General features: G+C 74.1%; 25 protein-coding genes. 15 read left to right on the top strand and 10 right to left on the bottom strand.

The window, feature by feature from the left end; genetic code table 11:
• Positions 1–54 precede the first annotated feature (54 nt).
• Positions 55–492, bottom strand: coding sequence for a hypothetical protein (locus FHX81_RS36695; protein WP_141983065.1), 438 nt, complete (start codon positions 490–492; stop codon positions 55–57).
• Between the two features lie 82 nt (positions 493–574).
• Between FHX81_RS36695 and FHX81_RS36690 the strand changes: the two genes are divergently transcribed.
• From FHX81_RS36690 to FHX81_RS36665, 6 genes are all read left to right on the top strand, one after another.
• Positions 575–1,282, top strand: a complete 708-nt coding sequence (locus FHX81_RS36690; RefSeq protein WP_141983064.1) for a helix-turn-helix transcriptional regulator — start codon at positions 575–577, stop codon at positions 1,280–1,282.
• Between the two features lie 128 nt (positions 1,283–1,410).
• Positions 1,411–2,454: a sigma-70 family RNA polymerase sigma factor gene (locus FHX81_RS36685; RefSeq protein ID WP_141983063.1), complete on the top strand. Its 1,044-nt coding sequence runs from the start codon at positions 1,411–1,413 to the stop codon at positions 2,452–2,454.
• Between the two features lie 62 nt (positions 2,455–2,516).
• Positions 2,517–3,074, top strand: coding sequence for a PadR family transcriptional regulator (locus FHX81_RS36680; protein WP_141983062.1), 558 nt, complete (start codon positions 2,517–2,519; stop codon positions 3,072–3,074).
• Entirely contained in the window at positions 3,071–3,685 is a 615-nt protein-coding gene (locus FHX81_RS36675; RefSeq protein WP_141983061.1) for a GyrI-like domain-containing protein, read from the top strand. The genes FHX81_RS36680 and FHX81_RS36675 overlap by 4 nt, the downstream gene beginning before the upstream one ends.
• Positions 3,686–3,962: 277 nt before the next feature.
• The gene (gene gad, locus FHX81_RS36670) at positions 3,963–5,333 is read left to right on the top strand and encodes a glutamate decarboxylase (protein ID WP_141983060.1); all 1,371 of its coding nucleotides are present in this window, start codon (positions 3,963–3,965) and stop codon (positions 5,331–5,333) included.
• Between the two features lie 4 nt (positions 5,334–5,337).
• Positions 5,338–6,516 (top strand): cytochrome P450, encoded by a 1,179-nt coding sequence (locus FHX81_RS36665; protein ID WP_141983059.1) that lies wholly within the window; start codon positions 5,338–5,340, stop codon positions 6,514–6,516.
• Positions 6,517–6,548: 32 nt separating this feature from the next.
• Here the strand turns inward: FHX81_RS36665 and FHX81_RS36660 are convergent, their stop codons facing one another.
• Positions 6,549–7,307 (bottom strand): class I SAM-dependent methyltransferase, encoded by a 759-nt coding sequence (locus FHX81_RS36660; protein WP_141983058.1) that lies wholly within the window; start codon positions 7,305–7,307, stop codon positions 6,549–6,551.
• Between the two features lie 98 nt (positions 7,308–7,405).
• Here FHX81_RS36660 and FHX81_RS36655 point away from each other — a divergent pair, with 98 nt between their 5' ends.
• Complete coding sequence (locus FHX81_RS36655; RefSeq protein ID WP_141983057.1) at positions 7,406–8,770, top strand: caspase family protein; 1,365 nt, start codon at positions 7,406–7,408, stop codon at positions 8,768–8,770.
• Here the strand turns inward: FHX81_RS36655 and FHX81_RS36650 are convergent.
• The 4 genes from FHX81_RS36650 to FHX81_RS40970 all read right to left on the bottom strand — a co-directional run bounded on the left by FHX81_RS36650 (position 8,670) and on the right by FHX81_RS40970 (position 15,121).
• Complete coding sequence (locus tag FHX81_RS36650) at positions 8,670–10,814, bottom strand: hypothetical protein (protein ID WP_141983056.1); 2,145 nt, start codon at positions 10,812–10,814, stop codon at positions 8,670–8,672. The two genes, FHX81_RS36655 and FHX81_RS36650, sit on opposite strands and share 101 nt — an antisense overlap.
• Positions 10,815–10,877: 63 nt before the next feature.
• Positions 10,878–11,510, bottom strand: coding sequence for a GNAT family N-acetyltransferase (locus FHX81_RS36645; protein ID WP_141983055.1), 633 nt, complete (start codon positions 11,508–11,510; stop codon positions 10,878–10,880).
• 216 nt (positions 11,511–11,726) lie between these two features.
• Entirely contained in the window at positions 11,727–14,927 is a 3,201-nt protein-coding gene (locus FHX81_RS36640) for a CHAT domain-containing protein (protein ID WP_170232304.1), read from the bottom strand.
• Positions 14,924–15,121, bottom strand: coding sequence for a hypothetical protein (locus FHX81_RS40970; protein WP_170232303.1), 198 nt, complete (start codon positions 15,119–15,121; stop codon positions 14,924–14,926). The genes FHX81_RS36640 and FHX81_RS40970 overlap by 4 nt, the downstream gene beginning before the upstream one ends.
• 109 nt (positions 15,122–15,230) lie before the next feature.
• On the opposite strand from FHX81_RS40970, the gene FHX81_RS36635 reads away from it, so the two are divergent.
• Genes FHX81_RS36635 through FHX81_RS42400 form a run of 6 tightly spaced genes read left to right on the top strand, consistent with a single transcriptional unit; the run spans position 15,231 to position 20,312 of the window.
• Positions 15,231–16,493: an ATP-binding protein gene (locus tag FHX81_RS36635; RefSeq protein WP_141983053.1), complete on the top strand. Its 1,263-nt coding sequence runs from the start codon at positions 15,231–15,233 to the stop codon at positions 16,491–16,493.
• Positions 16,490–16,888 carry a roadblock/LC7 domain-containing protein gene (locus FHX81_RS36630; protein ID WP_141983052.1) on the top strand — a complete coding sequence of 133 codons (399 nt, stop codon included), beginning with the start codon at positions 16,490–16,492 and terminating at the stop codon, positions 16,886–16,888. Before FHX81_RS36635 ends, FHX81_RS36630 begins: the two co-directional genes overlap by 4 nt.
• Entirely contained in the window at positions 16,885–17,238 is a 354-nt protein-coding gene (locus FHX81_RS36625; RefSeq protein ID WP_141983051.1) for a DUF742 domain-containing protein, read from the top strand. Before FHX81_RS36630 ends, FHX81_RS36625 begins: the two co-directional genes overlap by 4 nt.
• Positions 17,216–17,842, top strand: a complete 627-nt coding sequence (locus FHX81_RS36620) for a GTP-binding protein (protein WP_141983050.1) — start codon at positions 17,216–17,218, stop codon at positions 17,840–17,842. Before FHX81_RS36625 ends, FHX81_RS36620 begins: the two co-directional genes overlap by 23 nt.
• Positions 17,843–17,889: 47 nt before the next feature.
• Positions 17,890–19,215, top strand: coding sequence for a cytochrome P450 (locus FHX81_RS42405; RefSeq protein ID WP_246108147.1), 1,326 nt, complete (start codon positions 17,890–17,892; stop codon positions 19,213–19,215).
• Complete coding sequence (locus FHX81_RS42400; RefSeq protein ID WP_425473903.1) at positions 19,152–20,312, top strand: cytochrome P450 family protein; 1,161 nt, start codon at positions 19,152–19,154, stop codon at positions 20,310–20,312. Before FHX81_RS42405 ends, FHX81_RS42400 begins: the two co-directional genes overlap by 64 nt.
• 45 nt (positions 20,313–20,357) lie before the next feature.
• Here the strand turns inward: FHX81_RS42400 and FHX81_RS36610 are convergent, their stop codons facing one another.
• From FHX81_RS36610 to FHX81_RS41505, 3 genes are all read right to left on the bottom strand, one after another.
• Positions 20,358–20,888 carry an SMI1/KNR4 family protein gene (locus tag FHX81_RS36610; protein WP_141983049.1) on the bottom strand — a complete coding sequence of 177 codons (531 nt, stop codon included), beginning with the start codon at positions 20,886–20,888 and terminating at the stop codon, positions 20,358–20,360.
• 369 nt (positions 20,889–21,257) lie between these two features.
• Positions 21,258–23,078 carry a molecular chaperone HtpG gene (htpG, locus tag FHX81_RS36605; protein WP_246108341.1) on the bottom strand — a complete coding sequence of 607 codons (1,821 nt, stop codon included), beginning with the start codon at positions 23,076–23,078 and terminating at the stop codon, positions 21,258–21,260.
• Positions 23,079–23,298: 220 nt separating this feature from the next.
• Positions 23,299–23,469 (bottom strand): hypothetical protein, encoded by a 171-nt coding sequence (locus FHX81_RS41505; protein WP_211363663.1) that lies wholly within the window; start codon positions 23,467–23,469, stop codon positions 23,299–23,301.
• A gap of 11 nt (positions 23,470–23,480) precedes the next feature.
• Here FHX81_RS41505 and FHX81_RS40965 point away from each other — a divergent pair, with 11 nt between their 5' ends.
• Both FHX81_RS40965 and FHX81_RS36595 read left to right on the top strand, forming a co-directional pair.
• Positions 23,481–23,792 (top strand): hypothetical protein, encoded by a 312-nt coding sequence (locus FHX81_RS40965; protein WP_170231860.1) that lies wholly within the window; start codon positions 23,481–23,483, stop codon positions 23,790–23,792.
• 32 nt (positions 23,793–23,824) lie between these two features.
• Complete coding sequence (locus FHX81_RS36595; RefSeq protein ID WP_141984328.1) at positions 23,825–24,412, top strand: nitroreductase family protein; 588 nt, start codon at positions 23,825–23,827, stop codon at positions 24,410–24,412.
• A gap of 49 nt (positions 24,413–24,461) precedes the next feature.
• Here FHX81_RS36595 and FHX81_RS36590 read toward each other — a convergent pair whose 3' ends face one another.
• Positions 24,462–24,893 (bottom strand): PPOX class F420-dependent oxidoreductase, encoded by a 432-nt coding sequence (locus FHX81_RS36590; RefSeq protein ID WP_141983047.1) that lies wholly within the window; start codon positions 24,891–24,893, stop codon positions 24,462–24,464.
• Positions 24,894–24,947: the final 54 nt, after the last annotated feature.

Below are 24,947 nucleotides of genomic sequence, written 5' to 3'. Positions count from 1 at the left end.
GCCGCCGGTGCGAGCCCGCGGGCGGGTCGAACGAGGGTTGGCGCGCGAGGGTGGTCACCGCGCCCGCCCACCGCGGGCCGGGGCGTACCGCACCGCCAGGCGGGCCAGCGCGAGCGCGGCGACGAGCAGGCCGAAGTCGCGCAGCGCCACGTCGTAGTACCCCGGCAGGGTCAGCAGGTCGACGATGATCCCGGCCAGCCACGCCGCGACCAGGGGACCGCCGAACCGGGGCGCCACCGCGACCAGGACGCCCGCGACGACCTCCACCACGCCGACGGCGTACATGGCCTGCTGCGCGGTACCGGGCAGGACGCCGTCGAGCCACGGCGCCAGGTACCTCGGCCAGTCCACGAGCACACCGGCGAACTTGTCGAGCCCGAACAGCACCGGCGCGACCGTGAACACGGTGCGCAGGAGCAGGAACGCCTGGTGGGCGGGGTCGGATCGCAACACGCGACCGGTCGGCGGTACGCCGGACACCTCGGTGGCCATGACTCTCACTCCTTCTATCGACAACTTCGGCTAACCTTAGAAGCCAGGCTCAAATTTCGTCAACAGAAGTAGGTTTTAGAAGATGGGTGACGCCAGCCAGCCCGAGGCGCACATCTCGGCCGTCGCGGCGCTCGACGAGCCGACCCGCCGCCGGCTGTACGACTTCGTGGTGCGCCGACCCGCGCCGGTGAGCCGGGACGAGGCCGCCGAGGCCGTGGGCGCGGCACGCACCACGGTCGCGTTCCACCTCGACCGGCTCGTCGCCGAGGGACTGCTGGAAGTCGTCCACGAGCGCCGCACCGGCCGCACCGGCCCCGGCGCGGGCCGGCCCGCCAAGCTGTACCGGCGCTCCGCCGAGCAGATCGCCGTGTCGCTGCCCGACCGGCGCTACGAACTGGCCGGCCTGCTGCTCGCCGACGCCCTGACCGAGGCCGAGACCTCCGGCGAGCCACCACGCGCCGTGCTGCACCGCCGAGCCCGCGACCTGGGGCGGAACCTCGGCGAGACGGCCCGTGCCGACGCGCCCGCCGATCAGGACGGCGGGCCCGCCGTGGTGGAGGCGCTGGAGAGCTTCGGCTTCGAGCCGCGCGCCACCGGGCCCGGCACGTCCATCGTGCTGGGCAACTGCCCGTTCCACACCCTGGCCCGGCAGCACACCGAGCTCGTCTGCGGCATGAACCTCTGCCTGCTCGACGGCCTGCTCGACGGCCTGGCCGCCACCGACCTGACCGCCCGCCTCGCCCCCTCGGCGGGTCACTGCTGCGTGCGGTTCGACCCGGCCGACCGCTGACCGCTGACCGCTGACCGCTGACCGGCACGATCCCCGGGCGTCGACCACGGCCGGGGCGTCGTCGCCGTGGCGGATACTCGTGGGCGGGCCGACGGCCCACCGGAAGGGCGCGTCGGAGGAGGAGTCACATGTCAGGGAACCCGCCGGCCGCCGACCCCACCGCGTCGTCCCGGGTCGGCCCCCCGGAGCGGGAACTGGTGGCGTCGGCGCGCGCCGGTGACGGCGAGGCGTTCCGCGCGGTGGTCGAGCCGTACCGCCGCGAGTTGCACGTGCACTGCTACCGCATGCTGGGCTCGGTGCAGGACGCCGAGGACGTGGTGCAGGAGACGTTGCTGGCGGCGTGGCGCGGGATCGGCGGGTACGAGGAGCGCGCGTCGGTGCGGACGTGGCTGTACCGGATCGCCACCAACCGCTGCCTCAACGCCTTGCGCGCGGTGTCCCGGCGGGCCCCGGCAGACCAGCCGGACGTCGCGTTCCCCGAGCCGTCGCACCACCGGGCCGAACCGCTGCGGCTGGAGCCCTGCCCCGACGCCCTGCTCGACGACGTCGTCGACCGCGGGCCCGGCCCGGAGGCGCGGTACGAGCAGCGGGAGTCGGTGTCACTGGCCTTCCTGGCCGCGGTGCAGGGGCTGCCCGCGCAGCAGCGGGCCGTGCTGGTGCTGCGCGACGTGCTGCAGTTCCGCGCGGCCGAGGTCGCGGACATGCTGGGCACCACCGAGAACGGCGTCGCCGGCGCCTTGAAGCGGGCGCGGGCGGCGGTGGCGGGCGACCTGCCGGGCCGCGACCGCGCGCCGCTGCCGGGGTCGCCGCGGGAACGGCGGGTCGTGGCCGACTTCACCCGCGCGTTCCAGGCCGGCGACGTGGCCGCGATCGTGGCGATGCTGACCGACGACGTGCGGCTGTCCATGCCGCCGCTGCCCCAGGAGTACCACGGCCCGGACGCCGTCGGGCACTTCCTGGCCTCGGTCGCGCTGCGCGACGACCGGCGGCACGTGCTGGTCCCGACCCGGGCCAACGGGCAGCCCGCGTACGGCCTCTACGTGCGCGATCCCGGGACATCGGTACCGCACCCGCACGGCATGCTCGTGCTGACCCTGGCCGGCGACCGCATCGCCGCCCTGACCCGCTTCCACGACAACGCGCTGCTGCCCGCGTTCGGCCTCGACGCCTGATCGCCCCGCGGTGCCGACCGTCCACGGCGGACGGCCACTTATTCTAGTACTAGAGTAAGTGCATGGACCTGACACCCGCGGAGCTGACCCTCCTCGGCCTGCTGGTGGAGCGGCCCCGGCACGGCTACGAGTTGGAAGAGGTGATCACCGCCCGCGGTTCGCGGGAGTGGACCGAGATCGGGTTCAGCTCCATCTACTACCTGCTGGCCAAGCTGCGCGACCGGGGCCTGGTCGAGGAGGTCGGCGAGCCGAACGCGCGGCGGGGCAGGGCGCGCAAGGTCTTCGGCCCCACGGCGGACGGGCGCCGGGCGTGCGCGCGGGCCGCCGAAGCGGCGGTGGCCGAACTGCGGCCGGTGTTCCCGCCCGTGCTCGTCGGGCTGGCCAACGAACCCGCCATCCCGCCGGACCGGCTGCGCGCCGCGCTCCACCGGCGGGCCGACGCCGTCGCCGCCAAGATCACCGAGCTCCGCGCGGCCGCCGCCGCCCAACCGCACGCGCCCCGCTTCGCCCGCGCGATCTTCGACTTCTCGCTGGCCCAACTGGAAGCCGAACAGCGCTGGCTGTCCGCCTACCGGGCCGAAGTGACCACGACACCCGACCAGGAGGACGGCAGGCCGTGAGCGCCGACCGCTACGACGTCAAGCGGGAGCTCAAGCGGCTCTACGCGCCCAAGAACACCGACTGGGCGCTCGTCGACGTGCCCGAACAGCAGTTCCTCGCCGTCGACGGCCGCGGCGACCCCAACACCAGCCCCGACTACGCCCGCGCCGTCGAGGCGCTCTACACCGTCGCCTACGCGATCAAGTTCACGAGCAAGCGCGCGGGGCGCGACCTCGTCGTGGCGCCGCTGGAAGGGCTGTGGTGGGCCGACGACCCGGAGGTGTTCACCACCCGGGCCAAGGACTCCTGGCACTGGCGGATGCTCATCAGCCAACCCGACTGGATCACCGAGGAGGCCATCGAGGAGGCCAAGCGGGTCGCGTCGGCCAAGAAGGATCTGCCGACCGTCGCCGACGTCCACCGGCACGTCCTGCACGAGGGCACCAGCGCCCAGGTCCTGCACATCGGGCCATACGACGACGAAGGACCGGTGTTGGCCAGGTTGCACGGCGAGTGGCTGCGGACCAACGGCCTGCGGATGACCGGGCCGCACCACGAGGTCTACGTCGGCGACCCGCGCCGGACCGAGCCCGCGAGGCTCCGGACCGTGCTGCGCCAACCCGTCCGGTGACTCCGCGTGCGCCAGCCTGCCGCGCCGAGGTGTCGCCGAAATGACGTAATGCCGCACCGGCGATCTCACGTTCCGCCGCCGAAAACGGCTTCGTGCGCTCGTTCGTGCCGCAATTCCGGGTGATCAGGAGTGCGACTTCGCCCTGCGCGCGGCGGAAATCACGACGCGCTCGACTCGAACAGGTGACACCCACTCCACCTGAACAGGGCTAACCGTTGCCGCGATTCCCGCGATAGACCTCTTGGTGTTCCTCGGCATCCCGCAGAATGAGGTCACCATGAGTTTGCAGCGCGTCATCACCGATGAGCGCGACGTGCAGGTCGCTCCCGTTTTCGCGCAGCGGATCGACGAGGACGTCATCCCCAAGGGCAGGCTGCCGGAGAACCCGATCCCCGCGGGCGTCGCGGCGGGCATCGTGCACTCGCGGCTGCTGCTCGACGGCCGGGCCGCCCTCAACCTGGCCACGTTCTGCACCACGTCCGCCGAACCGGAGCTGGAGCGGATCTACGCCGACACGGCCGCGATCAACCTCATGAACCGCGAGGAGTACCCGGCCAGCTCCGACATCGAGCAGGAGTGCATCAACGCGCTGGCCGGCCTGTGGCACGAGGACGACGGCCGGTTCATCGGCTGTTCCACCAGCGGCAGCTCGGAAGCGGCCATGCTCGCCGGGCTGGCCATGCTGCGCCGCTGGCGCGAGCGCGGCGGCACGGGCACGCCGAACATGGTGTTCGGCGCCCACGTCCACGTCTGCTGGCCGAAGTTCTGCAACTTCTGGGACGTGGAGGCCCGCGTGGTGCCGCTGGAGGAGGGCCGCACGACCCTCGACCCGGAGCTCACCGCCGAGGCGGTGGACGGCAACACGATCGGCGTCGTCGCGGTGCTCGGCAGCACCCAGGACGGGCGCTACGACCCGGTCGCGGAGATCGCCGCCGCGCTCGACGCGGTGGCGGCCGACCGGGGCGTGGACGTGCCGCTGCACGTCGACGCGGCCAGCGGCGGGTTCGTCGCGCCGTTCCTCGACGTGGACGTCGCCTGGGACTTCGCGCTGCCCCGGGTGGTGTCGATCAACGCGTCCGGCCACAAGTTCGGCCTCGTCTACCCGGGGTCGGGGTGGTGCCTGTGGCGCGACCCCGAGTACCTGCCCGAGTCGCTGGTCTTCGACTGCAACGTGCTCGGCGGCCACCACCCGACGTTCACGCTGAACTTCTCCCGGCCGGCGTCCGGCGTGATCGCGCAGTACTACCAGTTCCTGCGCAACGGGATGGCCGGCTACCGGATGATCGCGCAGCGGTGCCAGGAGGTGGCGCGGCACGTCGCCAAGGGCATCGAGGCCGTCGGGCCGTTCGACATCGTCGGTGACGGCGAGGACCTGCCGGTGGTGGCGTTCCGCCTGCGCGACCCGAAGGCCGTCGGCTTCACCGTGTACCACCTGTCCGAGGCGCTCAAGGGCGACGGCTGGCACGTGCCCGCGTACAGCCTGCCACCCAACCTGGAGCACGTGCACGTGCTGCGCGTGGTGTGCCGGCAGGGGTTCACGCTCGACCTCGCGGCGAAGTTCCTGGAGAGCCTGGCCAGGCACACCGAGAAGCTGGGCAGCCACCCGTTCCCGCTGCCCGAGGCGACCGCCCCGTCGTTCACGGACTGACGCCGTGGTCACGATCCGGGAGCTGGAGACCGACCCCTACCCCGCGTACGCGCGGCTGCGCCGGGACGAGCCGGTCGGCTGGGTGCCGGAGGCGCGCCAGTGGCTGGTCACCCGCTGGAGTGACGTCCGCACCGTGCTGACCGACACCGAGCGGTTCACCACGGACCAGCCGTCGTCGCCGCTGCACGCGCTGTGCGGCGGCGCGCCCATGCTGTTCCGGGAGGGGCCGTCGCACCGGGACGTGCGGGAGGCGTTCCGGCACGACTACGACCCCCACCGGGTGACCGACTACGTCGACACCACCGCCCGACCGATCGCGCACCGCGTGGCCGACGACCTCGCCCCGACCGGCGGCGCCGACCTGGCCGCGGACTACTTCGAGCCGGTCACCGCGATCGCCATGGCCGCGCACCTCGGCGCCGGGCCCGAGGGGGCGGACGAGTTGCGGCGGTGGGGGCAGGTGCTCACCGACGTGGCGAACAACTTCGGCCGCGACCCGGCGGTGGACGCCCGGGCGGCCGGGGTGATGGCCGACGACGCGGCGGTGACCGCGCTGGTCGGCAGGCTGCGCGAGCACCCCGACCGGTCGGTGATCTCGCACCTGCTGCACGCCAACCGGCGCGGCCGGGACGCGCGGCCGGACGCCGACGTGCTGCCGGTGCTCAAGCACCTCGGGTTGAGCGTGATCGAGCCGGGGTGGTTGGCGGCCTGGACGCTGGTGGCGTTGTGGTCCGAGCCGGACCAGCTCGCCGCCGTCCGCGCCGACCGGGCGCTGCTCGGCGCGGCGGTGTACGAGGCGTTGCGGTGGAGCGGGCCGGTCGGCGTGCTGGGCAGGCGCACGACCCGGGACGTGACGCTGGGCGGCCGGGACATCCCGGCGGACAGCCAGATCGCCGCCGCCATCGCCTCGGCCAACCGGGACGAGGACGAGTTCACCGACCCCGACCGGTTCGACCTGCACCGCGACGTCCGCACGCACCTGGGCTTCGGCGTCGGCCCGCACGGCTGCCCGGCGCACCCGCTGGTCACCGCCGCGGCGCGGACCGCGCTGGACGTGCTGCTGGAGCGGATGCCCAACGTGCGGCCGGCACCGGGCACGCGGGCCGCACCCCGCGGCTGGAAGCTGCGCCTGACCGGCCCGCTGCACGCCGTGTGGGACGTGGCGGCCCGGAAGGTGTCCTGATCGGTGTGCGCGCGTGCGGCGGTGTTCCGCTCTCAGAGCCGCCGCACGCGCAGCACACCCGTCCACATCGGGAGCGTGAACTCGCCACGTCCGGTCCGGGGGTCGCTCGTGAGGAAGACCCTGATCCGGTCGAGCACCGCCCGCCGGTCGCGGGCGGGCAGGACCAGCACGCCGGCCCGCGTCGCGAGCGTCGACACGAGTGACTCGGCGGTCCGCCGCTGCCCGTGCGGGAACTCGGCGTGCTCCGGCGCGCCGAACCGGGCCGGCGGGCCACCCGGCAGGTGCGGGTCGGCCGTCGCCGCACGCCACCCGGTCACCGTGTCACGCGGCCCGACGACGACGGCCCCGGCGACCCGCCCGAGTTCGGCGACCCACTCGACGTGGTCGTCCAGGACGTTCCACAGGCCGGCCAGGACGCCGCCGGGCGCGAGGACCCTGGCGATCTCCGGTCCCGCGACCGCCATGTCGAACCAGTGCATCGCGTTCCCGGCCACCACGGCGTCCACCGACCCGTCCGGCAGCGGGATCGCCTCGGCGCTGCCCCGCAGCGCGCGGACGGACGGCAGCGCCCGGCGCAGCTCGGTCAGCATGGCCGGGTCCGGTTCGACCGCGACGACGTCGAGCCCCAGTGCCACCAGCGAGGCGGTCAGCTTGCCCGTGCCCGCCCCGAGGTCGAGCACCCGCGGACCGGGCGCGGACGCCACCGCCCACCGCGGCGCCGCTCGTGCGTAGTCCGGCCGGTGCTCGGCATACGCCGCGGCCGCCGTGCCGAACGACTTCCGCTCCTCCATCGCGTTCCCCTTTCCCGATCCGGTCTACCAGGCGGGGACGGGCTGACCGACCGCTTCACGGCGGACGACCGGGCCCGGGGCGGGGCTAGGGTCGCGGTATGGGTGGGGGTGACGCGTCACGCGCGATCCTCGTCGGCTGCGCCCGCTACGCCGCGCTGCCCGACCTCCCGGCGGCCGACCGCGGCGTCCAGGCGTTGCGGTCCGCTTTGATCGGACCCGGGTCGGGTTGGCCGACGTCACGCGTGGCGGTGGTGAGCGATCCGGCTGGGGCCGTGCAGGTGGCGCGGCTGGTGGAAGGGCTGCTCCGGGACGACGCGGACGCCCTGGTCTTCTACTACGTCGGGCACGCGCGGCTGTCCGACGACGGGGACGTGCGGCTCGCCGTGGCCGACAGCGACGCCGACGACGAGTCCACCTGGCTGCGGGCCCGGGACGTGCTGCGAGCGGTCGACGCGCACGCCGCCCGCACGAAGCTGGTCGTGCTGGACCTCTGCTTCGCCGAGATCCCGCCGGACGTGTCCGACGTCGACGAACTGGCCGACCGCGTCGAGCGCGCCACCGGCGGGGCGCTGGTGTTCTGCCTGGCCAGCCGGGAGGGTGTCTACGACGACCGCGCGGGCGGCCTGACCTACCTGGCGCACGCCCTGGTCCGGTCCGCGCGCGACCGGCTCGACCCGGCCGAGGCCGCCCGGGAGGTGGCGCGCCTGGCCCCGCCCGCCGGCCGACTGCGCCCGCTACCGGCCGGCCGTCCCGAACCCGTGCCGCGGAACGAGGACGAGCCGGCCGCGCCGAGACGTCCCGACCCCCGCGAAGACCACGAGCCGGTCACCTTCCGCGTCTCGATCCCCCGTTCGGTCCGCGTGGTCGAGGTGGTGGGCAGGGCGGCGGTCGTGGGGATCGGGCCGTGGTTCGGGCAGGCGCTCGGCGGCAACGGCGTCACGACCGTCCTGTTCACGCTGGTCGCGTGGTCGGTGCTGGGGGCCGAGGTCCACGTGGCCTGGTGGAGGCGGGTGGAGGTCGGCCGGACCGCGCTGGTCCTCGGCCGCGGGCCGGACCTGGCCGCACGCCTGGGGTTCGAGGCGAAACCCCTCTCGGTGGACTGGGCCCGCGCCGGGTTCGAACGGGTGGTCGTCGGGCGGGTTCGCGGGCTGACCCGGGTGACGCTGCACGTGTCGCCGGAAGCCGCCGGGCGGGTGTGGGACGACGTGCCGTTCACCGGGTTCGGCGGCTACCGCCACGGGATCGCCTCGGACCGGGAGCGCGGTTTCGCGTGGCCGCTGGGTGACGTGCACGCCCCGGTCGACGAGGTGGCGTCGGCGTTCCGGGCGGCCGTGCCGGCGGGCGTCGCCGTGGACGTGGTGCTCACCGTCGAGCCGCGCTACCACCGCGCCCGGCGCTGGGTGCTGGTGACGTACCTGCTGGTGTTCGGCGGCGTGCTCGCCGGTCTCGCCTTCGCCGGGTGAGGACCCGCCCCGGCACGGCGGCCAACCGCACCACGACGCACACGGCCCCGTACCCCGCACCGGTGAGCAGGACGACCACCGCGGAGAACGCCAGGCCCGCGGCGAACCCCGCGGGCACGGCCGCGACCCGCACGGCGACCTGCTCCGGCCACGCGGCACGGCCGAGGTCCAGGTCGAACGCCGCCGCCAGCCCCACCACCGCGCCCAGCCCCGCCATCAGGCCCCACATCCGGGTCCACAACTGCCGCCGTGCCACCCGCCACGCGGCCCCGACCCGCCCGGCGCGCAACCCGCCCGCCCGGGCGAACGGGTGCGCCGCGGGCGGTGGGCCGAACCCGGAGTCCTGCGCCACGACCGCCGCCTTCACCGCGTTCAGCACCTGCGCGGTGCGCTCGGCGTGCCCCGGGAAGTCCAACTCCGCCGACCCGGCCCGCAGGGTGGCGAAGTCCGCCGTCACGGTGGTCGCCGCCAGGTCCGGGTAGGCCAGCACGGCCAGGCCGCCCCGGTAGCGGACGTGCGCGGCGCGGTCGGTGAACCACACCCGCGCGTCGCCGAAGTCCGACCGGGAGTCCAGCACGGCGATCACCGGGTCGCCCCCGACCTCGGCGTCACGCAGCCGCAGGTCGGGCGCGACGCGCAAGGTCACCGGGAACGGTCCGGGCAGTGACGCGGGCAGTTCCAGCAGGGCGTCGCGGATCGCGGTGGCGCGATGTTCCAGGAAGGTGTCGGACCGCGCCGCCGCGCGGCTCAGCGCGTAGACCGGCGTGCCGTCCACCCACAGCTGCACGTCGTCACCGACCACGAGCCGCGCCGGCGGTCCGTCGCGGCCGAGCCGGAACGCGTGCCCGGTCCGATGGCCGTCGACCAGCACGACCGGCTGCCCCGTCGTGGCCGGGCGGTACTCGACCACGTGCCGCCGCTGCCCGTCGTCCACCCGCACGACGAAGTCGACGCCCCCGGTGCGGACCCGGTCGGCCCGCCACCGACCGCCGCCGATCCGCACCGGCGGGACCGCGACCGGTGCGGCGACCGGGGCCGCCGGGCGGTGCCGGCGCGGCCACCACCGCGGCCGCGTCCGCCGCCGCACGGTGTCCGCCCACCGCCCCGGCCGTCGCACGCCGGCCCGTTCGTAGACCTCCACCAGCGAGCGCGAGAACACGCTCGCCACCCAGTTGCGCACGCTGCCCGGGGCGTCCCGCCCGTCGAGGTGCCGCAGCCGGGGCGTCCAGTCCGGCTCGAACCAGACGGCCGCCCGCGTGTAGGCGTGCGCGCCCGCCGGGACCGGCGAGGTCCGGGGCCGGAACTCGGGCAGCCCCTTCGGGAACACGTCGCCGGTCGACTCGCGGAAGGACTCGTACTGCGCGGCGTCCCGGCACACGACGACCACCACGCGGTCCGCCGGCACCCCGGCCACCACCCGTTCGGCCTCCCACCGCAGGCTGGGCCCCGGACCGGCGGCCAGCAGCACCAGCCGAGCCCGTTCCAGGCCCGCCAGCACCTGGTCACGCCACGCCTCGTCGGCGGAGAAGTGCCGCGGCGCGCCGGCCGGCGGCAGCACGTCCCCGGGCCGGCCGAGCGCGACCATCCGCCCGAACGGGGCCAGCGCCGCGGCGAGCTGCTCCTCTTCGGTGCGCGTCGTCCCCCAGAGGTCCAGGACGTGCCGGCCGCGTTGCTGCGCGGCGAACCCCTCATCGTCCACAAAGGACCGCAGGAACAGCACCACGTCACCCGACAGCCCGTCCAGCGACGGCAGCACCTCCACCGCGTGCCGCCGCCCGCGCACCACCGCGCGCCGCCCGAGCGCCAGCAGCGCCACGCCGCCGACACCGCACAGGACCGGGCGCAGCGCCGGGTACGGCCCGGACCCGGCACCGCCCTGCGCCACCACCAGCAGCACCAACCCGAGCACGAACGCGGGCCACCCGAACACCCGCAGCAGCACGGCCCGCGCGGGTGACTGCCGCACCCGCGTCGCCGGGCGCGGCGCGGGCCGGTCCCGCAGCTCGACCAAGCGCACCCCCGTCCGCGCCGCGTGCGGTGACACCCCGAACCCGCGATGCTATCGACCCGGACGCCGTCACCGCGCCGGTTCGGGACGCGGTCCGGTTCAGGTCGCGGCGGGCTCCGGGAGGTGCGCCGCGACGACGTCCGAGTCGACCCGCCACCCGAGCGACTCGTACAGGTGACGCCCCTCGGCCGTGCTGACCAGGACCGCGACGTCGGCGCCCAGGTCCGCCGCGTGCGCGCCGATCGTGCTCATCACGTGCCGCCCCAAGCCGAGCCGCCGGTGCGCGCGCGCCGTCTCGACCTGGTCCACCACCGCCGCGCCGCCGTGCACCGCGAACCGGCCCCGCGCGGCCCGGTCACCGCCCGGCGCGTCCACCACCACGTCCGCGAACCCGCGCTCGGGCACGACCCGGCTCCGGTACCCGTCCGGCGCGGACGTCACCACACCGCCCCCGAGCGCGCAGCTCATCAAGAACTCCGGCCCGCCCACCACCCACTCCGGACCGAGCAGCGGCACCACGTCCGCCCGCGGCGCGCAGACCTTCAACCAGGTACCCGGATCGGTGGCCGCCACCACCCGAGCGCGCACCGACGCCGCGCCCGCCAGCACGAACCGCACGCGGTGCCCCGGCGCGCCCACGTCGATCCGGAACCCGTCGGGCTCCGCCACCGGTTCCGGCGCGTCGCGGCACAACGCCCAGCCCCACACCCATTCCCGCACGCGTTCGTCCACGAGACCAGCACCTTAGCCGCGCCGGGCACGCGGACGGGACGTCCCGGTGGCTCGACCGGTGCGCCCGCGGCGCCTCCCGGGTCGGCCACGCCACCGCGCCGGACGGCCCCGCCGACGTGCCGGTCCGCGCGGTGACCACGGCGACGGGCACGCCGTCAAGATCGCCGACACCCTTCGCGCGAACCGGCGACCCCACTGGTCCGACCCGGGTGACCGTCACTCCCCCGACCCCACGCACAGGAACGGCCGGCGCAGCGGGTCGACCGCGACGATCCCCGCCAGCGCCCTCCCCGGCGGCTCGCCCGCGGCCAGGGCGGTGTGCAGCTCCCGCATCACCGCCACCGTGGTCTGCGCGGCGACCCGCGCGACCGCAACCACCACGGTCCGCACCCCGGCGACGAGCAGCCCGTTGGCGAACCCGAGCGCCACCTCCCCCGGCACCCGTTCGCCGGACCCCGGCAGCACGACCAGGTCCGGCGGCTCCTCCAGCTCGCCGAACTCGTGCGCGAGCAGCGCGCCGTCGGCCAGCACGACCCGGGAGAACACGAAGTTCTCCGGCTCGTGCTCCCGTCGCGCCACCAGGTGCAGGAAACGCGCGCCGTCGGCACGTCCGAGCACGGCCCGCACCTCCGGCGCCACGACCTCGGCGCGCGGGTGCAGGTCCGCCAGCTCGGCGAGGTCGGCGCGGTCCGCCGCCATGCCCGGCCCGACCACGAACACGCCCCGGTCCGACGTCCGCGTGCCGTCCCGGCGCCGGGCGGCCGACCACGCGCCGACCGACGGGGCCACCACCAGCGGCCGGCCGTGCAGCGACGGCAGCGCGGACCACGGCACGCCCGCGAGCGGTTCGGCGGGCACCACCACCAGGTCGCGGCCACCGATCAGCCGCAGCAGCGGCCGCACCACGTGCCGGTCCAGCTCCGCCGCCGAGCCGCCGGCCTGCGCCGACGTCAGCCCGACCACCCGGTCGGACAGGTCCACCACCGCCGAGGCCGAGTCCAGGTCCGCCCGCAGCAACCGGGCGTGCTCGATCGCACCGGCCAGGTCCAGGTCCACCACGGACACGCGCCCGTCCACGACGACCGTGGCGATCAGCCGCTCCGACGTCGCCGCGAACCCGACCAGGGCCCGCGCGCCGAGCTGGTCGGCCACCGCGTCGAGCCGCACGCCCCGGTCGCCGCCGGTGAGCCCCTGCCGCTGCGGCCGGAACTGCTCGGCGATCTCGAACACCCCGCCGGGGTCGTGGTCGCGCAGCGCGATCCGCAGCGCCAGGGCGCGCAGGGCGCGTCCGTACACCGTGCTCGCGGGCGCGACGCCGATCCCCGCGGGCCGGCCCTCGGACCGGCCGACCTCCGCGTACCCCTCGGCGGCCAGCGCGATCGCCACCTCCGGCTCGCCGAACTCCTCGATCAGCTCGGCCTCGCACAGCACGTGGAGCAGCCGCTGGTCGGTCGGCGTGCCCAGGGTCGGTGGTGCGACCTGCCCGAGCAGCGCGTCGGCCCGGTCGAGCTGCCCGGCCGCCACCGCCAGCCGCACGCCGAGCAGCCGCGCGTGGTCGGCCTCGTCGCGCATGCCCAGCCCGTCCAGCCGGGCCGCGGTGGACAGCGCCTTGTCGATCATCCGGTTGGGTGAGGCGTTCGGGGCGTCGAGCGCGCTGGTGCACACCGCCGCCAGGTAGGTCAGCGAGCAGAGCGCCGCCGCCTTCGGGTCCTCGCGCTTCTCGAACACCCGCTGCGCGGCGCGGGCCAGCCGGATCGCCCGCGACGGGTCGCCGCACGCCAGCGCGGCGACCGCGGTCAACCGGTCCGCCTCGGCCAGCTCCCCCGTCATGCCCGCCACCCGCAGGTGGTCGCCGAGCAGCGGCAACGACCGCAGGGCGCCGGCGTGCAGCCCGGCCGCGACCTTGGCCTCCTCCTCGTCCAGCCTGATCCGGTACGAGTAGCGGCGCCGGCTCTCCGGGAACACCGGGGCGGCGGCCGCGAAGTGCCGCAGCGCCACGGGCAGGTCACCGGCGGCACGGGTCAGCACACCCAGGTCGTGCGCGAGGTGGCCGACCTCCTCGGCGTCGACACCGCGGCCGCGCGCGTGGTCCAGGACGGCCTCCAGGTTGAGCCGCTCGGTGGCGAACCACGCCCGGTCGGGCTTGAGGCCGCCGGTCGGCGCGGCCACCGCGCGCCGGTGGCTCTGCCTGCCGCCGGTCACCGCCTTCACGGCGTGCGCGGTCAGCCGCCGGTAGTGCTCGAACAGCCGGGCGGACGACCGTTCCGCCTCGGCGGCGGCGAAGTGCTCGGCCGCCAGGTCCCGCGCGTAGGCGGCGAGCAGGTCGTGCGTGCGCAACCGCCCGTCCGCGACCTCCGCCACGAGGTGCACCCGCAGCAGGTCGTCGACCGCCCGCCGCACCTCGGGCGCGGGCAGGTCGGCCAACGCGGCGAGCGCGGGCACGTCGTACTCGCGGCCCGGGTGCAGCCCGAGGAACCGGAACACCAGGCGGCAGCGCTCGTCCAGGGTCTTGAGCGACCACGAGAACACCGTGCGGATGCTGTGGTCGTCGTCCGCCACGCCGAGCAGGCGGCGCTCGTCGGCCAGCTCCTCGGCGATGTCGGCCAGCGGCGTCCGCTCCCGAACCGCCGCGATCTCCGCGGTGATGCCCAGCGCCAGGGGCAGGCTCGCGCAACTGCGCACCAACGCCCTGGCCGCGCCGGGCTCGTCGTCCACCCTCGGCCCGACCGTCGCCCGCAGCAGCCGCAACGCGTCGTCCAGCGGCAGCAGGTCCAGGTCGACGCCGTGCGCGCCGTAGCGCACCCGCAGGGTCGACATGCGGTCCCGGCTGGTGACGACCACGAAGCACGACGGGCCGCCGGGCAGCAGGGGCAGCACCTGGTCGACCCGGCCCGCGTTGTCCAGCACCACGAGCACCCGCCGGTCGGCGAGCAGCGTGCGGTAGCGGGCCGCTCGCTCGCCGCCGTCGCTGGGGATGTCCGAGACGCCCAGGGCGCGCAGGAAGCCGGCCAGCACGTCGTCGGGCGTCAGCGGCGGCTCGCGGTCGTAGCCGCGCAGGTTGACGTAGAGCTGCCCGTCGGGGAACTCGTCGGCCACGCCGTGCGCCCAGTGCACGGCCAGGGCGGTCTTCCCGACCCCCGCCGTGCCGGACACGGCGGAGATCACCACGCCGGACGTGCCGCCGCGCAGCCGGGCGTCCAGCTCGGCGAGCTCGCGCTCGCGGCCGGTGAAGGTGCCGACCGACAGCGGGAGCTGCCGGGGTCGCCGCACGGGCGGGGAGGTGGAGACGTGCACGCCGCCGTGGATGTGCCGCGACTGCACGACGACCTCGCTGGTCCCGGAAACCGCGTTCGAGTGCCCGGCCACGTCGTCCCCGTCCACCACCACGACCTCCGCGACCTCACCGAAGGCGCTCACGGTAGCCGCTCGGCGGACAACGCCGCCGCGATAGGGCGGCGTGATCGCGCGAATTCGCCCGAACGCAATACCGGATCGATCAGCGAATATGCGTTGACCTGCGAATTCCAACCATTCCGCACACCGGTTCCCGGGCCGCCCGCACTGTCCACAGTGGACATATGGTAATGGTTTTCCGCCAACGGTTGCTCCATTGGAGGGAGACTGCGGCAACCACTTGGCGTCCGTCGAAGTACCGTGATAAAGATCAGAGCCCGGCTCGGCGCACCGGCATCCGGCAGCTCGCCCGCACCAGAGGAATTGATGGACCGACAAACACTCGCGGTGGCGTTCTGGTTCTTGCTCGCCATCGTGCTGATCACGCTGTTCCTGCTGGTTCGCCAACAACGGACCACCCGCGCGTTACGGGTGCGGGCCGACCGGGCCGAAGAGCGGGCGCGGGCCCTGGCCGAGGAGGAGCGGCACCTGGTCGAGGCGCGGCTGCCCGCCCTGGCCGAGTCGCTGGGCCACCGGCCCGTCGAGGTGCCCGGTCCGAAGCGTCCGGACGCGGCCGAGGGCCACGAGCAGGTGCTCGCGCTGTTCGCCGACTCCGTCCGGCAGGCCACCGAGCGGGGCGAGCAGTCGGCCCGCGCCACGCTCAAGTCGATGATGCGCGCGGTGCAGAGCCTGTCCAACGAGCAGCAGGTCGCGATCTCGGCCATGCAGGAGCGGCACGACGACCCCGACGTGCTCGCCGGCCTGATGCGCGTCGACCACATGAACTCCCAGCTCAACCGCCGCGCCCAGGCCACCGCGGTGCTCTGCGGCTCCTGGCCCGGTCAGCAGCGGTCGGCCTCGCCGCTGACCGACGTGGTGCGCGGCGCCACCTCCCGCATCCGGGACTACCTGCGGATCAACCTGCCCGCCGAGTCCGACGTCGCGGTGGTCAGCCGCGCGGTCGAGCCGGTCGTGCTGGCCGTGGCGGAACTGCTCGACAACGCCGCCCGGCACTCGCCGCCCAACACCAGCGTCGAGGTCAACTTCCAGCAGGCGCACAACGGCATGGTCGTGATGGTCGACGACGGCGGCGTCGGCATGACCGTCGAGGAGCTCGACCGCGCGGCCCGGCTGCTGGCCGGTCACGGCGCGAGCGACATCAACCGGCTCGGCGACCCGCCGCAGGTCGGTTTCGCGGTCATCGGCGTGCTGGCCGAGCGCTACGGCTTCCGGGTCTCGGTGGACACCCGCTCGCCGTACGGCGGTGTGCGCGCGGTGGTCTTCCTGCCGACGGAGCTGCTCACCCGGGTGAGCAAGCCGACCATGCCCGACAACGCCGTCGCGCTGCCGCCCGAGCAGCGCCGGCCACCGACCGCGGTGGTGGACGACGCCGTGCTGGGTCGCACCCCCGGCGGCCTGCCCCGGAGACGGCGGACGCAGCCCGCCGACCAGGGCGCGCCGCCGTCGGCCGCCCCCGTCCCCACGCCGACCGACCAGCGGATCGCGACCGGGCTGGCCGCCTGGAAGCGCGGGACCGAGTCGGGCCGCGCCACCACGCCGCCCGTCGCTGAAGGGAACACCCAGGCATGAACACTTTGGGTTGGATGCTCGACGACGCCCTGAAGATGCCGGAGACGCGGCACGCCGTCCTGCTGTCGGCCGACGGGCTGCTGATGGCGCACTCCGCCGGCATCGGCCGCGACGACGCCGAACGGCACGCCGCCGCCATGTCGGCGTTGCAGTCGCTGGCCCGGGCCACCGCCGAGTTCTGCGGCCAGACCAGCGCCCAGTGGCGGCAGACGGTCAGCGAGTTCGCCGAGGGCTACGTCTTCCTGGCCGCCGCCGGGCCCGGCGCGTACCTCGCCGTCTCGGCGACCGACCGGGTGGACATGGAGGCGGTCTCGTTCCGCATCCAGGAACTGGTCCAGCGGCTGGGCAAGGAACTCACCAGCCCGCCGCGACAGGGCGCGGGCAGCCCGGCGTGAGCGGCGACAGGCGCCTGCAGGGCCTGGTGCGGCCGTACGTGGTGACCGGCGGTCGCGCCCACGCCAGCCGCAACACCTTCGACGCCGTCACGGTCGTGATCGCCACCCGCGAGCAGGTGTCCGGGTTGTCGCCGGAGAAGAAGCGGCTGATGGAGCTGTGCCGCGGCGGCGCGCTGTCGGTGGCCGAGATCGCCGCGCACCTCTCGCTGCCGATCAGCGTGACCAAGGTGCTGCTGTCCGACCTGGTCGACAGCGGCCACATCGCCACCCACGCCGCGGTGTCGCACACCGCGCGCCCCGACGTGAAGCTGCTGAAGGACGTGCTCGATGGCCTCCGCGCTCGCCTCTGACCGACCGGCCCCGGACCGGCCGGCTCCGCACGGCGTCTACCTGCGCGACACCGTGCGGACGGCGGTGAAACTGTTGATCGTCGGCCCGTTCGCGGTCGGCAAGACCACTTTCGTCGGCACGCTGTCGGAAATCCGCCCGCTGCGCACCGAGGAGACGATGACGCAGGCGGGCGCCCTGGTCGACGACCTGGCCGGCGTCGACGGCAAGAGCACCACCACGGTGGCGCTGGACTTCGGCCGGCTGACGTTGAGCGACGAGCTGGTGCTGTACCTGTTCGGCGCGCCCGGCCAGCAGCGGTTCACCCGGGTCTGGAAGGACATCGCCCACGGCTCGCTGGGCGCGCTCGTGCTGGTCGACACCCGTCGCCTGGAGCAGTCCTTCGAGGTCATGAGCCTGCTGGAGGAGCTGCGCATCCCGTACGCGGTGGCGGTCAACTCCTTCGACGGCGCGCCCGCGTTCCCCGCCGAGGAGCTGCGCGACGCGCTGGACCTGCTGCCCGCGACCCCGCTGATGTCGTGCGACGCCCGTGACGTGACGTCGTCCACGCAGGCGCTCGTCACCCTCGTCGAGTACCTGTTGACCCGCAACCAGGAGACCGAGTGACCTCGCAAGCCGCCCCCGGGCAGGCATGTCCCGCACACCAGGGCCGGATGCCCCTGTACGGCCCCGAGTTCGCCGCCGACCCGGCCGCGACCTACCAGGCCCTGCGCGAGCACGGGCCGGTCGCACCGGTCGAGCTGGCGCCCGGTGTGCCCGCCAGCCTCGTCGTGGGCTACTCGGCCGCGCTGGACGTGCTGCGCAACCCCAGCGCGTTCCCGCGCGACCCGCGGCAGTGGCAGGCGAAGATGCCGCCGGACTGCCCGGTGCTGCCGATGATGATGTACCGGCCCAACTGCCTGTTCACCGACGGCGCCCAGCACGCGCGGCTGCGCGCCGTGGTCACCGACAGCCTCGCCCGGGTCGACGCGAACGCGCTGCGCGCCCACGTCGAGCGGACCGCGGACCGGCTGATCGCGCGGTTCGCCCGCGACGGCGAGGCCGACCTGCTCGGCGCGTACGCGCAGCTGCTGCCGCTGATGATGTTCAACCACCTCTACGGCTGCCCGCCGGAGCTGGGCGACCGGCTGGTGGTCGCCATGCGCGACATCTTCGACCTGGTCGAGCCGGAGAAGGCCAACGCCGAGCTGACCCGGTGCATGCTGGAGCTGGTCGCGCTCAAGCGGCAGCGGCCCGGCCAGGACATGCCGTCGTGGATGATGGCCCACCCCGCCCGGCTGACCGACGAGGAGCTGATCCACCAGCTCATCGTGCTCATGGGCGCGGGCACCGAGCCCGAGAAGAACCTGATCGCCAACGGCATCCGGCTGCTGCTGGCCGACGACCGGTTCGCGGGCACCCTCTCCGGCGGCAGCCTGCCGGTCGAGGAGGCGCTGGACGAGGTGCTGTGGACCGACCCGCCGATGGCGAACTACTCGGCGAGCTACCCGGTCGAGGACACGGACTTCGCCGGGGTCCGGCTGCCCGCCGCCGAACCGGTGGTGATCAGCTTCTCGGCCGCCAACAACGACCCCGCGCTGGCCGGCCAGCAGCGCTCGGGCAACCGCGCCCACCTCGCCTGGAGCGCGGGCGTGCACTCCTGCCCGGCGCAGCAGCCCGCGCGGCTGATCGCGTCGGTGGCCATGGAGAAGATCCTCGACGCCCTGCCCGACATGCGGCTGGCCGTCCCCGTCGACCAGCTGGTCTGGCGACCCGGCCCGTTCCACCGCGCGCTCACCGCGCTCCCCGTGCGTTTCACCCCGGTAGCCGTGCCCGTCCACCCCGACGAGTCACCTGGAGAAACCCGTTGGAACGACCAGCCGACCCCATCGTCCTCGACCCCACCGGCCGTGACGTCCACGCCGAGTCCGCGGCCATCGCCGCCCGCGGTCCGGCGACCCTGGTGGAGCTCCCTGGCCAGGTTGTGGCGTGGTCGGTGACCCGCCAGGACACCCTGCGCGACCTGCTCGGCGATCCGCGGGTCTCCAAGGACGCCCGGCAGCACTGGCCCGAGTACACCAGCGGCCGGATCTCCGCGGACTGGCCCCTGCACCTGTGGGTGTCGGTGCAGAACATGTTCACCGCCTACGGGACCGACCACCGGCGGTTGCGCTCGCTGGTGTCCAAGGCGTTCACGGCCCGCCGCGTGGCGGCGATGAGACCGTGGATCGAGGAGATCGCCCACCGGCTGCTGGACGGGCTCGACGGGCCCGACGCGGCACGGCAGCCGGTGGACCTGCGGGAGCGGTACGCCTACCCGATCCCGATCGAGGTCATCTGCCAGCTGTTCGGCGTGCCCGCGGCGGCGCGGGCGGAGTTGCGGGGCGTCGTCGACGGCGTCTTCGACACCACGATCACCGCCGAGGCGGCCCAGGCGAACGCCGTGCGGCTGTACGGCATCATGCACGAGCTGGTCGCGGCGAAGCGGGAGGACCCCGGTGACGACCTGACCAGCGGCCTGATCGCGGTGCGCGAGGACGACGGCTCGAAGCTGGAGGAGGCCGAGCTGGTCGACACCCTGATCCTGGTGATCTCCGCGGGCTACGAGACCACGGTGAACCTGCTGGACCAGGCGATCACGGCGCTGCTGACCCACCCGGAGCAACTGGCCGCGGTACGGGCGGACACCAGCGGCTGGTCGGACGTGATCGAGGAGACCCTGCGCTGGCAGGCCCCGATCGCGAACCTGCCCCTGCGCTACGCGGTGGAGGACGTCGAGCTCGGCGACGGCGTGGTCATCGCCAAGGGTGACGCGATCCTGGCGGCGTACGCCGCGGCGGGCCGGGACAAGGCGGTCCACGGCGAGACCGCCGACCGGTTCGACATCACCAGGGCCGACAAGACCCACCTGGCGTTCGGGTACGGCGTGCACTACTGCCTGGGTTCCCCGTTGGCGCGCATGGAGGCCGAGATCGCCCTGCCTGCCCTGTTCGCCCGGTTCCCGGAGATGCGCCTGGCCGTGCCGCCGCACGAGCTGGAGCCGAGCCACTCGTTCATCTCCAACGGACACGCGTCCCTGCCGGTGACGCTGAGGTAGCGGTTCGGCCCGGGGGCGCGTCGCGGTGGTGCCGCGCTCCCGGTGTCAGAACGGCTCGAAGGTCCGCTCGGTGTCGGCCAGGTCCCAGCCGAGCACGTTGCGCTCGCTGCGGCTGGTCGCGAGTTCCCGCATCACCGCCGTCATCGACCGCCTGGTCCGGGTCCGGTACGAGCTCCGGCTCAGGTGCACGACGTGCCACTCGTCCGGATCGGCGGTCCACGGCAACCAGCACAGCGACCCGCCCGCGACGTCACCCGCGAAGGGGATCAGGCCTCCCGGCTCGGGGAACGGCGGGTAGCCGCCCTCCTCCTCCCACAGGCTCCGCACACCGATCAGCATCGAGTCGGCGTCGCTCCTGAACGCCGCCGACCATCTCCGGTCCTGCACCGGGTTGAGGATCCGGACCACGTCCCGGAACACCCCGGACGGGAACCGGGACATGAACTCCTTGTAGTCGGCCGGGAGAGCGGTGCCCACCCACCCCTCCACCGCGGCCCAGTCGAGCTCGGGCGAGACCGACCCCGCCCACCCCAACGCACCCGCCGTCCGATCGACGACGTCCTTCGCCCCGGCCATCGCAAAGCCCCCCTCGACGATGGGCGGGACGCTAGCAGCGCCCACCGACAGTCGGAGCGGCCCCGGCTGCGGGTTCCGGACCGCGTGGGCCGGTCGGTCGTGTCGCCCGCGCCGGGGAGTGGGAGCACCCGTTGCCGCACCGCGGCGATGCGGTTGGTCGGCGCAGCCGCGGGCGTGCGCGACGTCGGTCCAGCGGGAGGTCGTGGTCAGCGGGGACGCCGCGCGGTGCGGCCGGGCCACGCGGTTGCCGGACGCCGGGCACGACGTGACGCCGCGGCCGGCGCCTCGGGTGGGTGCAGGACTTCGTCCGGGCGGGCTCCCGGCGGTGACCGGGAGCCCGCCCGGGTCACGACCTCACAGGGTCGGACCTCACAGGGCCCGCTCCAGGTGCTCGGACATCAGCCGGACGAAGCGGGACGGGTCGGGCAGGTCGCCGCCTTCGGCCAGCAGCGCCATGCCGTGCAGCAGTTCGGCCGACTCGGCGAGCGACGCGTCGTCGCCGCCCCGGTCGGCGAACGCCCGGTGCAGGCCCGACACCAGGGCGTGGTCCGGGTTCAGCTCCAGGATCCGCTTGACCGGCGGCAGCTCCTGCCCCATCGCCCGGTACATCTTCTCCAGGGTCGGGGTCAGGTCGTGGGCGTCGCCGACGACGCACGCGGGCGAGGTGGTCAGGCGCGAGGACAGCCGCACCTCCTTGACCTTGTCGGTCAGGGTGGTCGTCATCCACGCCAGGAAGTCGGCGAAGTCCTTCTGCCGCTCCCCGGCCTGCGCCTTCTCCTCCTCCGTCTCCAGGTCGACCTGCCCCTTGGCGATCGACTGGAAGACCTTGTCCTTGAACCCGGGCACCGCGTCGACCCACATCTCGTCGATCGGGTCGGTGAGGATCAGCACCTCGAAGCCCTTGGCCCGCAGCGCTTCCAGGTGCGGCGAGTTCTCCACGGTGGCCCGCGAGTCGCCGGTCATGTAGTAGATGTGCTGCTGGTCGTCCTTCATCCGCTCGACGTACTGCGCGAGCGTGGTCGGCTGCTCCGGGTCGGCCGTGGAGGCGAACGAGGCGATGTCGAGGATGGCGTCGCGGTTGTCGGGGTCGCTGAGCAGGCCCTCCTTGACCGCGGTGCCGAACTCGCGCCAGAACGTCGCGTACGACTCCGGCTTGTCGGCCATCAGGCCCTTGACGGTCGACAGCACCTTCTTCACCAGCCGGCGGCGCACGAGCTGGATCTGGCGGTCCTGCTGGAGCAGTTCGCGCGACACGTTCAGCGAGAGGTCCTGGGCGTCCACCACGCCCTTGACGAACCGGAGGTACTCCGGCATCAGCTCTTCGCAGTCCTCCATGATGAAGACCCGCTTGACGTAGAGCTGCACGCCCCGCTTGCGCTCGCGCAGGAACAGGTCCAGCGGCGCCTGCGACGGGATGAACAGCAGCGCCTGGTACTCGAAGACGCCCTCGCCGTGCATCCGGATGGTCTCGAGCGGTTTGTTCCAGTCGTGGCTGACGTGCCGGTAGAACTCGGCGTACTCGTCCTCGGTGACCTCCGAGGCGGGCCGCGCCCACAGCGCCTTGCGCGAGTTGATCGTGGTCGGCTCGCCGCCGTCCTCCTTCGCCATCCGGATCGGCCAGGTGATGAAGTCGGCGTACCGCTTGACGATCTCGGTGATCTTCGCGGTGGAGGTGTAGTCGGCCAGGTGGTCCTCGGGGTCGGCCGGCTTGAGGTGGAGGGTGACGGAGGTGCCCTGCGGCGCGTCCTCGACGTCCTCGATCGTGTAAGTGCCCTCGCCGGTGGACTCCCACCGGACGCCCTCCGCGCGCGGGTGCCTGGTCACCAGCGTGACCTTGTCGGCGACCATGAACGAGGAGTAGAAGCCGATGCCGAACTGGCCGATGAGGTCCTGCGAGGCGGCGGCGTCCTGGGACTCCTTCAGCTTCTGCAGGAACTCGGCCGTGCCGGACTTCGCGATCGTGCCGATGAGCCCGATCACGTCCTCGCGGGTCATGCCGATGCCGTTGTCGCGGATCGTGAGCGTGCGCGCCCCCCGGTCCACCTCGATGGCGACGTGGAGGTCCGACGTGTCCGCGACCAGGTCCTTGTCGCGGAACGTCTCCAGCCTGAGCTTGTCCAGCGCGTCCGAGGCGTTGGACACCAGCTCGCGCAGGAACGTGTCCTTGTTCGAGTAGACCGAGTGGATCATCAGCCGCAGGAGCTGACGCGCCTCCGACTGGAACTCGAGCGTCTCCACGTTCGTCCTTTCTCTTCCGACCGTTCTCGACCCGTCATCGTATCGAGTGCCGGGCGCGGCGGGCGCACGGCCGAAACCGGTCGATCGGTCGGGGTCGCGATCCCTGTCGTTCACGTCGGATCCCGGCGACGGCGACGGAGGGGGCTGTGCGCACGGCTCACCCACGCACGGCCTACCCGCGCACGCCGCACCTGCCGTGGTCGCCGGGCACGTCGCCGGACGACGTGCGGGTCGCCGACCTCGACGGGCTGCGCGGCCGTGAGGTGGTGGTCACCGAGAAGCCCGACGGGCTGCACGCGCGGTCGCCCGACTCGGCGCACCACCCGTCCCGGTCGTGGGTCAAGGGGCTCCAGGGTGCGGTGGGTCGAGGAGCCCGCCGCCGACCCCGGACCGGCGCCGGACGCCGTGGCCGGCCGCGTCACGCGCGCGTTGTCCGACGTGCTGGACGTGGTGCACGTCGTCGGCCCGGTGCGGGGCCGGGTGCGGGCGCTGCTCGCCGGCCTGGAGGCGGCGGGGACGCCGGACGCGGTGCGGTTCGCGATCGGGTTGGGCCGCCGTCCGGTGTCTGCCGCCGTGCTCGACGATGTGGTTGCCTCGTGGCGGAGCGGGCTGCGCGGTGTCGACGTCGTCCGGGTGGGCGACGGGGACGTGCCGACCCTGCGCTGAGCCCGGTGTCGGTCGAGGAGACGGGGTTTTCCGTGGAGTTCCAGGACGTGGTGCGCCGCCGGCGGATGGTGCGCGAGTTCACCGACGAGCCGGTGCCGGACGAGGCCGTGCGGCGGATCCTGCGCAACGCGCTGCGCGGCCCGTCGGCCGGGTACTCGCAGGGGCAGGCGTTCCTGGTGCTGCGGGGCGAGGAGACGGTCGGGTTCTACGACTCGCTGCGCCACCTGTGGACCTACGACACGGTGAAGACCGCGCCGGTGGTCGTGGTCGCGTTCGCGGTGAAGGACGCCTACCTGGACCGGTACGCCGAGCCGGACAAGGGGTGGACCGACCGCAGCGAGGACCGCTGGCCCGTGCCGTTCTGGTACGTCGACACGGGCATGGCGGTGCTGCTGGTCCTGCAGACCGCGGTGGACGAAGGGCTCGGCGCGGTGTACTTCGGCATCGGCGCGGACGACTTCGGCCCGGTTCGCGAGCGGTACGGCGTGCCCGACAGCCACGTGCCGGTCGGCGCGATCGCGATCGGGCACGGCGCCGGGGACGAGGTCGCGGAAGGCGCGTCACCCCGGTCGCGCGAGCGCCGGCCGTTCGAGGAGGCCGTGCGCTTCGGGCGCTGGTAGGCGAGCGGGCCGTGCGGTTCCCGGGAGGTCCGGGAACCGCACCCGCACATCAGTTCACCTTCTGCCCGTACACCTTCTCGACCTCGATGGTGAGCAGCACCCGCCGGTCGGACACCATCACCGACCGGTACTCCTCCCAGTCGGGGTGCTCGCCCGCGGCGGCGCGGTAGTACTCCACCAGCGCCTCGACCTCCGGCCCGTGCGGGTCGTCGCCGGGACCGGTGATCGTCACCGTCCCCTCGACCGTGGCCCACTCCCAGCCGTCCGCGCTGGTGACCTCCAACGCCACCCGCGGGTCGCGGCGCAGGTTCGCCACCTTGGCCGTCCCCTCGGTGGTCGACACCCGGATGACGCCGGCGTCCCGGTCGTAGGCGGGCATGATCGGGGAGAGCTGCGGCCGGCCGTCGGCCTTGATCGTCGCGAGCACGCCGATCCTGGCCTGCGCGAGCAGCGGGTGCGGGTCGAATCCTGTGTCGGTCATGCCGGCACCAACCCCCGACCGGCGGCCGCGTATTCCGGCTCACCGCCACCCTTC

This window comes from Saccharothrix saharensis (genome assembly GCF_006716745.1).
Taxonomy (GTDB): domain Bacteria; phylum Actinomycetota; class Actinomycetes; order Mycobacteriales; family Pseudonocardiaceae; genus Actinosynnema; species Actinosynnema saharense.
The sequence above is the reverse complement of the archived record's forward strand: the minus strand, read 5'-3'. Positions and strand labels throughout refer to the sequence as shown.

What these genes read in the sequence shown, in the direction of transcription:
- htpG (WP_246108341.1), bottom strand. Translation starts at nt 23,078, where the DNA reads ATGATCCACTCGGTCTACTCGAACAAGGACACGTTCCTGCGCGAGCTG.
- FHX81_RS42405 (WP_246108147.1), top strand. Translation starts at nt 17,890, where the DNA reads ATGCCCCTGTACGGCCCCGAGTTCGCCGCCGACCCGGCCGCGACCTAC.
- FHX81_RS36610 (WP_141983049.1), bottom strand. Translation starts at nt 20,888, where the DNA reads ATGGCCGGGGCGAAGGACGTCGTCGATCGGACGGCGGGTGCGTTGGGG.
- FHX81_RS36655 (WP_141983057.1), top strand. Translation starts at nt 7,406, where the DNA reads ATGGGTGGGGGTGACGCGTCACGCGCGATCCTCGTCGGCTGCGCCCGC.
- FHX81_RS36680 (WP_141983062.1), top strand. Translation starts at nt 2,517, where the DNA reads ATGGACCTGACACCCGCGGAGCTGACCCTCCTCGGCCTGCTGGTGGAG.
- FHX81_RS36660 (WP_141983058.1), bottom strand. Translation starts at nt 7,307, where the DNA reads ATGGAGGAGCGGAAGTCGTTCGGCACGGCGGCCGCGGCGTATGCCGAG.
- FHX81_RS36630 (WP_141983052.1), top strand. Translation starts at nt 16,490, where the DNA reads ATGAACACTTTGGGTTGGATGCTCGACGACGCCCTGAAGATGCCGGAG.
- FHX81_RS40970 (WP_170232303.1), bottom strand. Translation starts at nt 15,121, where the DNA reads ATGGAGCAACCGTTGGCGGAAAACCATTACCATATGTCCACTGTGGAC.
- FHX81_RS36685 (WP_141983063.1), top strand. Translation starts at nt 1,411, where the DNA reads ATGTCAGGGAACCCGCCGGCCGCCGACCCCACCGCGTCGTCCCGGGTC.
- FHX81_RS36590 (WP_141983047.1), bottom strand. Translation starts at nt 24,893, where the DNA reads ATGACCGACACAGGATTCGACCCGCACCCGCTGCTCGCGCAGGCCAGG.
- FHX81_RS36690 (WP_141983064.1), top strand. Translation starts at nt 575, where the DNA reads ATGGGTGACGCCAGCCAGCCCGAGGCGCACATCTCGGCCGTCGCGGCG.
- FHX81_RS36620 (WP_141983050.1), top strand. Translation starts at nt 17,216, where the DNA reads ATGGCCTCCGCGCTCGCCTCTGACCGACCGGCCCCGGACCGGCCGGCT.
- FHX81_RS36635 (WP_141983053.1), top strand. Translation starts at nt 15,231, where the DNA reads ATGGACCGACAAACACTCGCGGTGGCGTTCTGGTTCTTGCTCGCCATC.
- FHX81_RS36695 (WP_141983065.1), bottom strand. Translation starts at nt 492, where the DNA reads ATGGCCACCGAGGTGTCCGGCGTACCGCCGACCGGTCGCGTGTTGCGA.
- gad (WP_141983060.1), top strand. Translation starts at nt 3,963, where the DNA reads ATGAGTTTGCAGCGCGTCATCACCGATGAGCGCGACGTGCAGGTCGCT.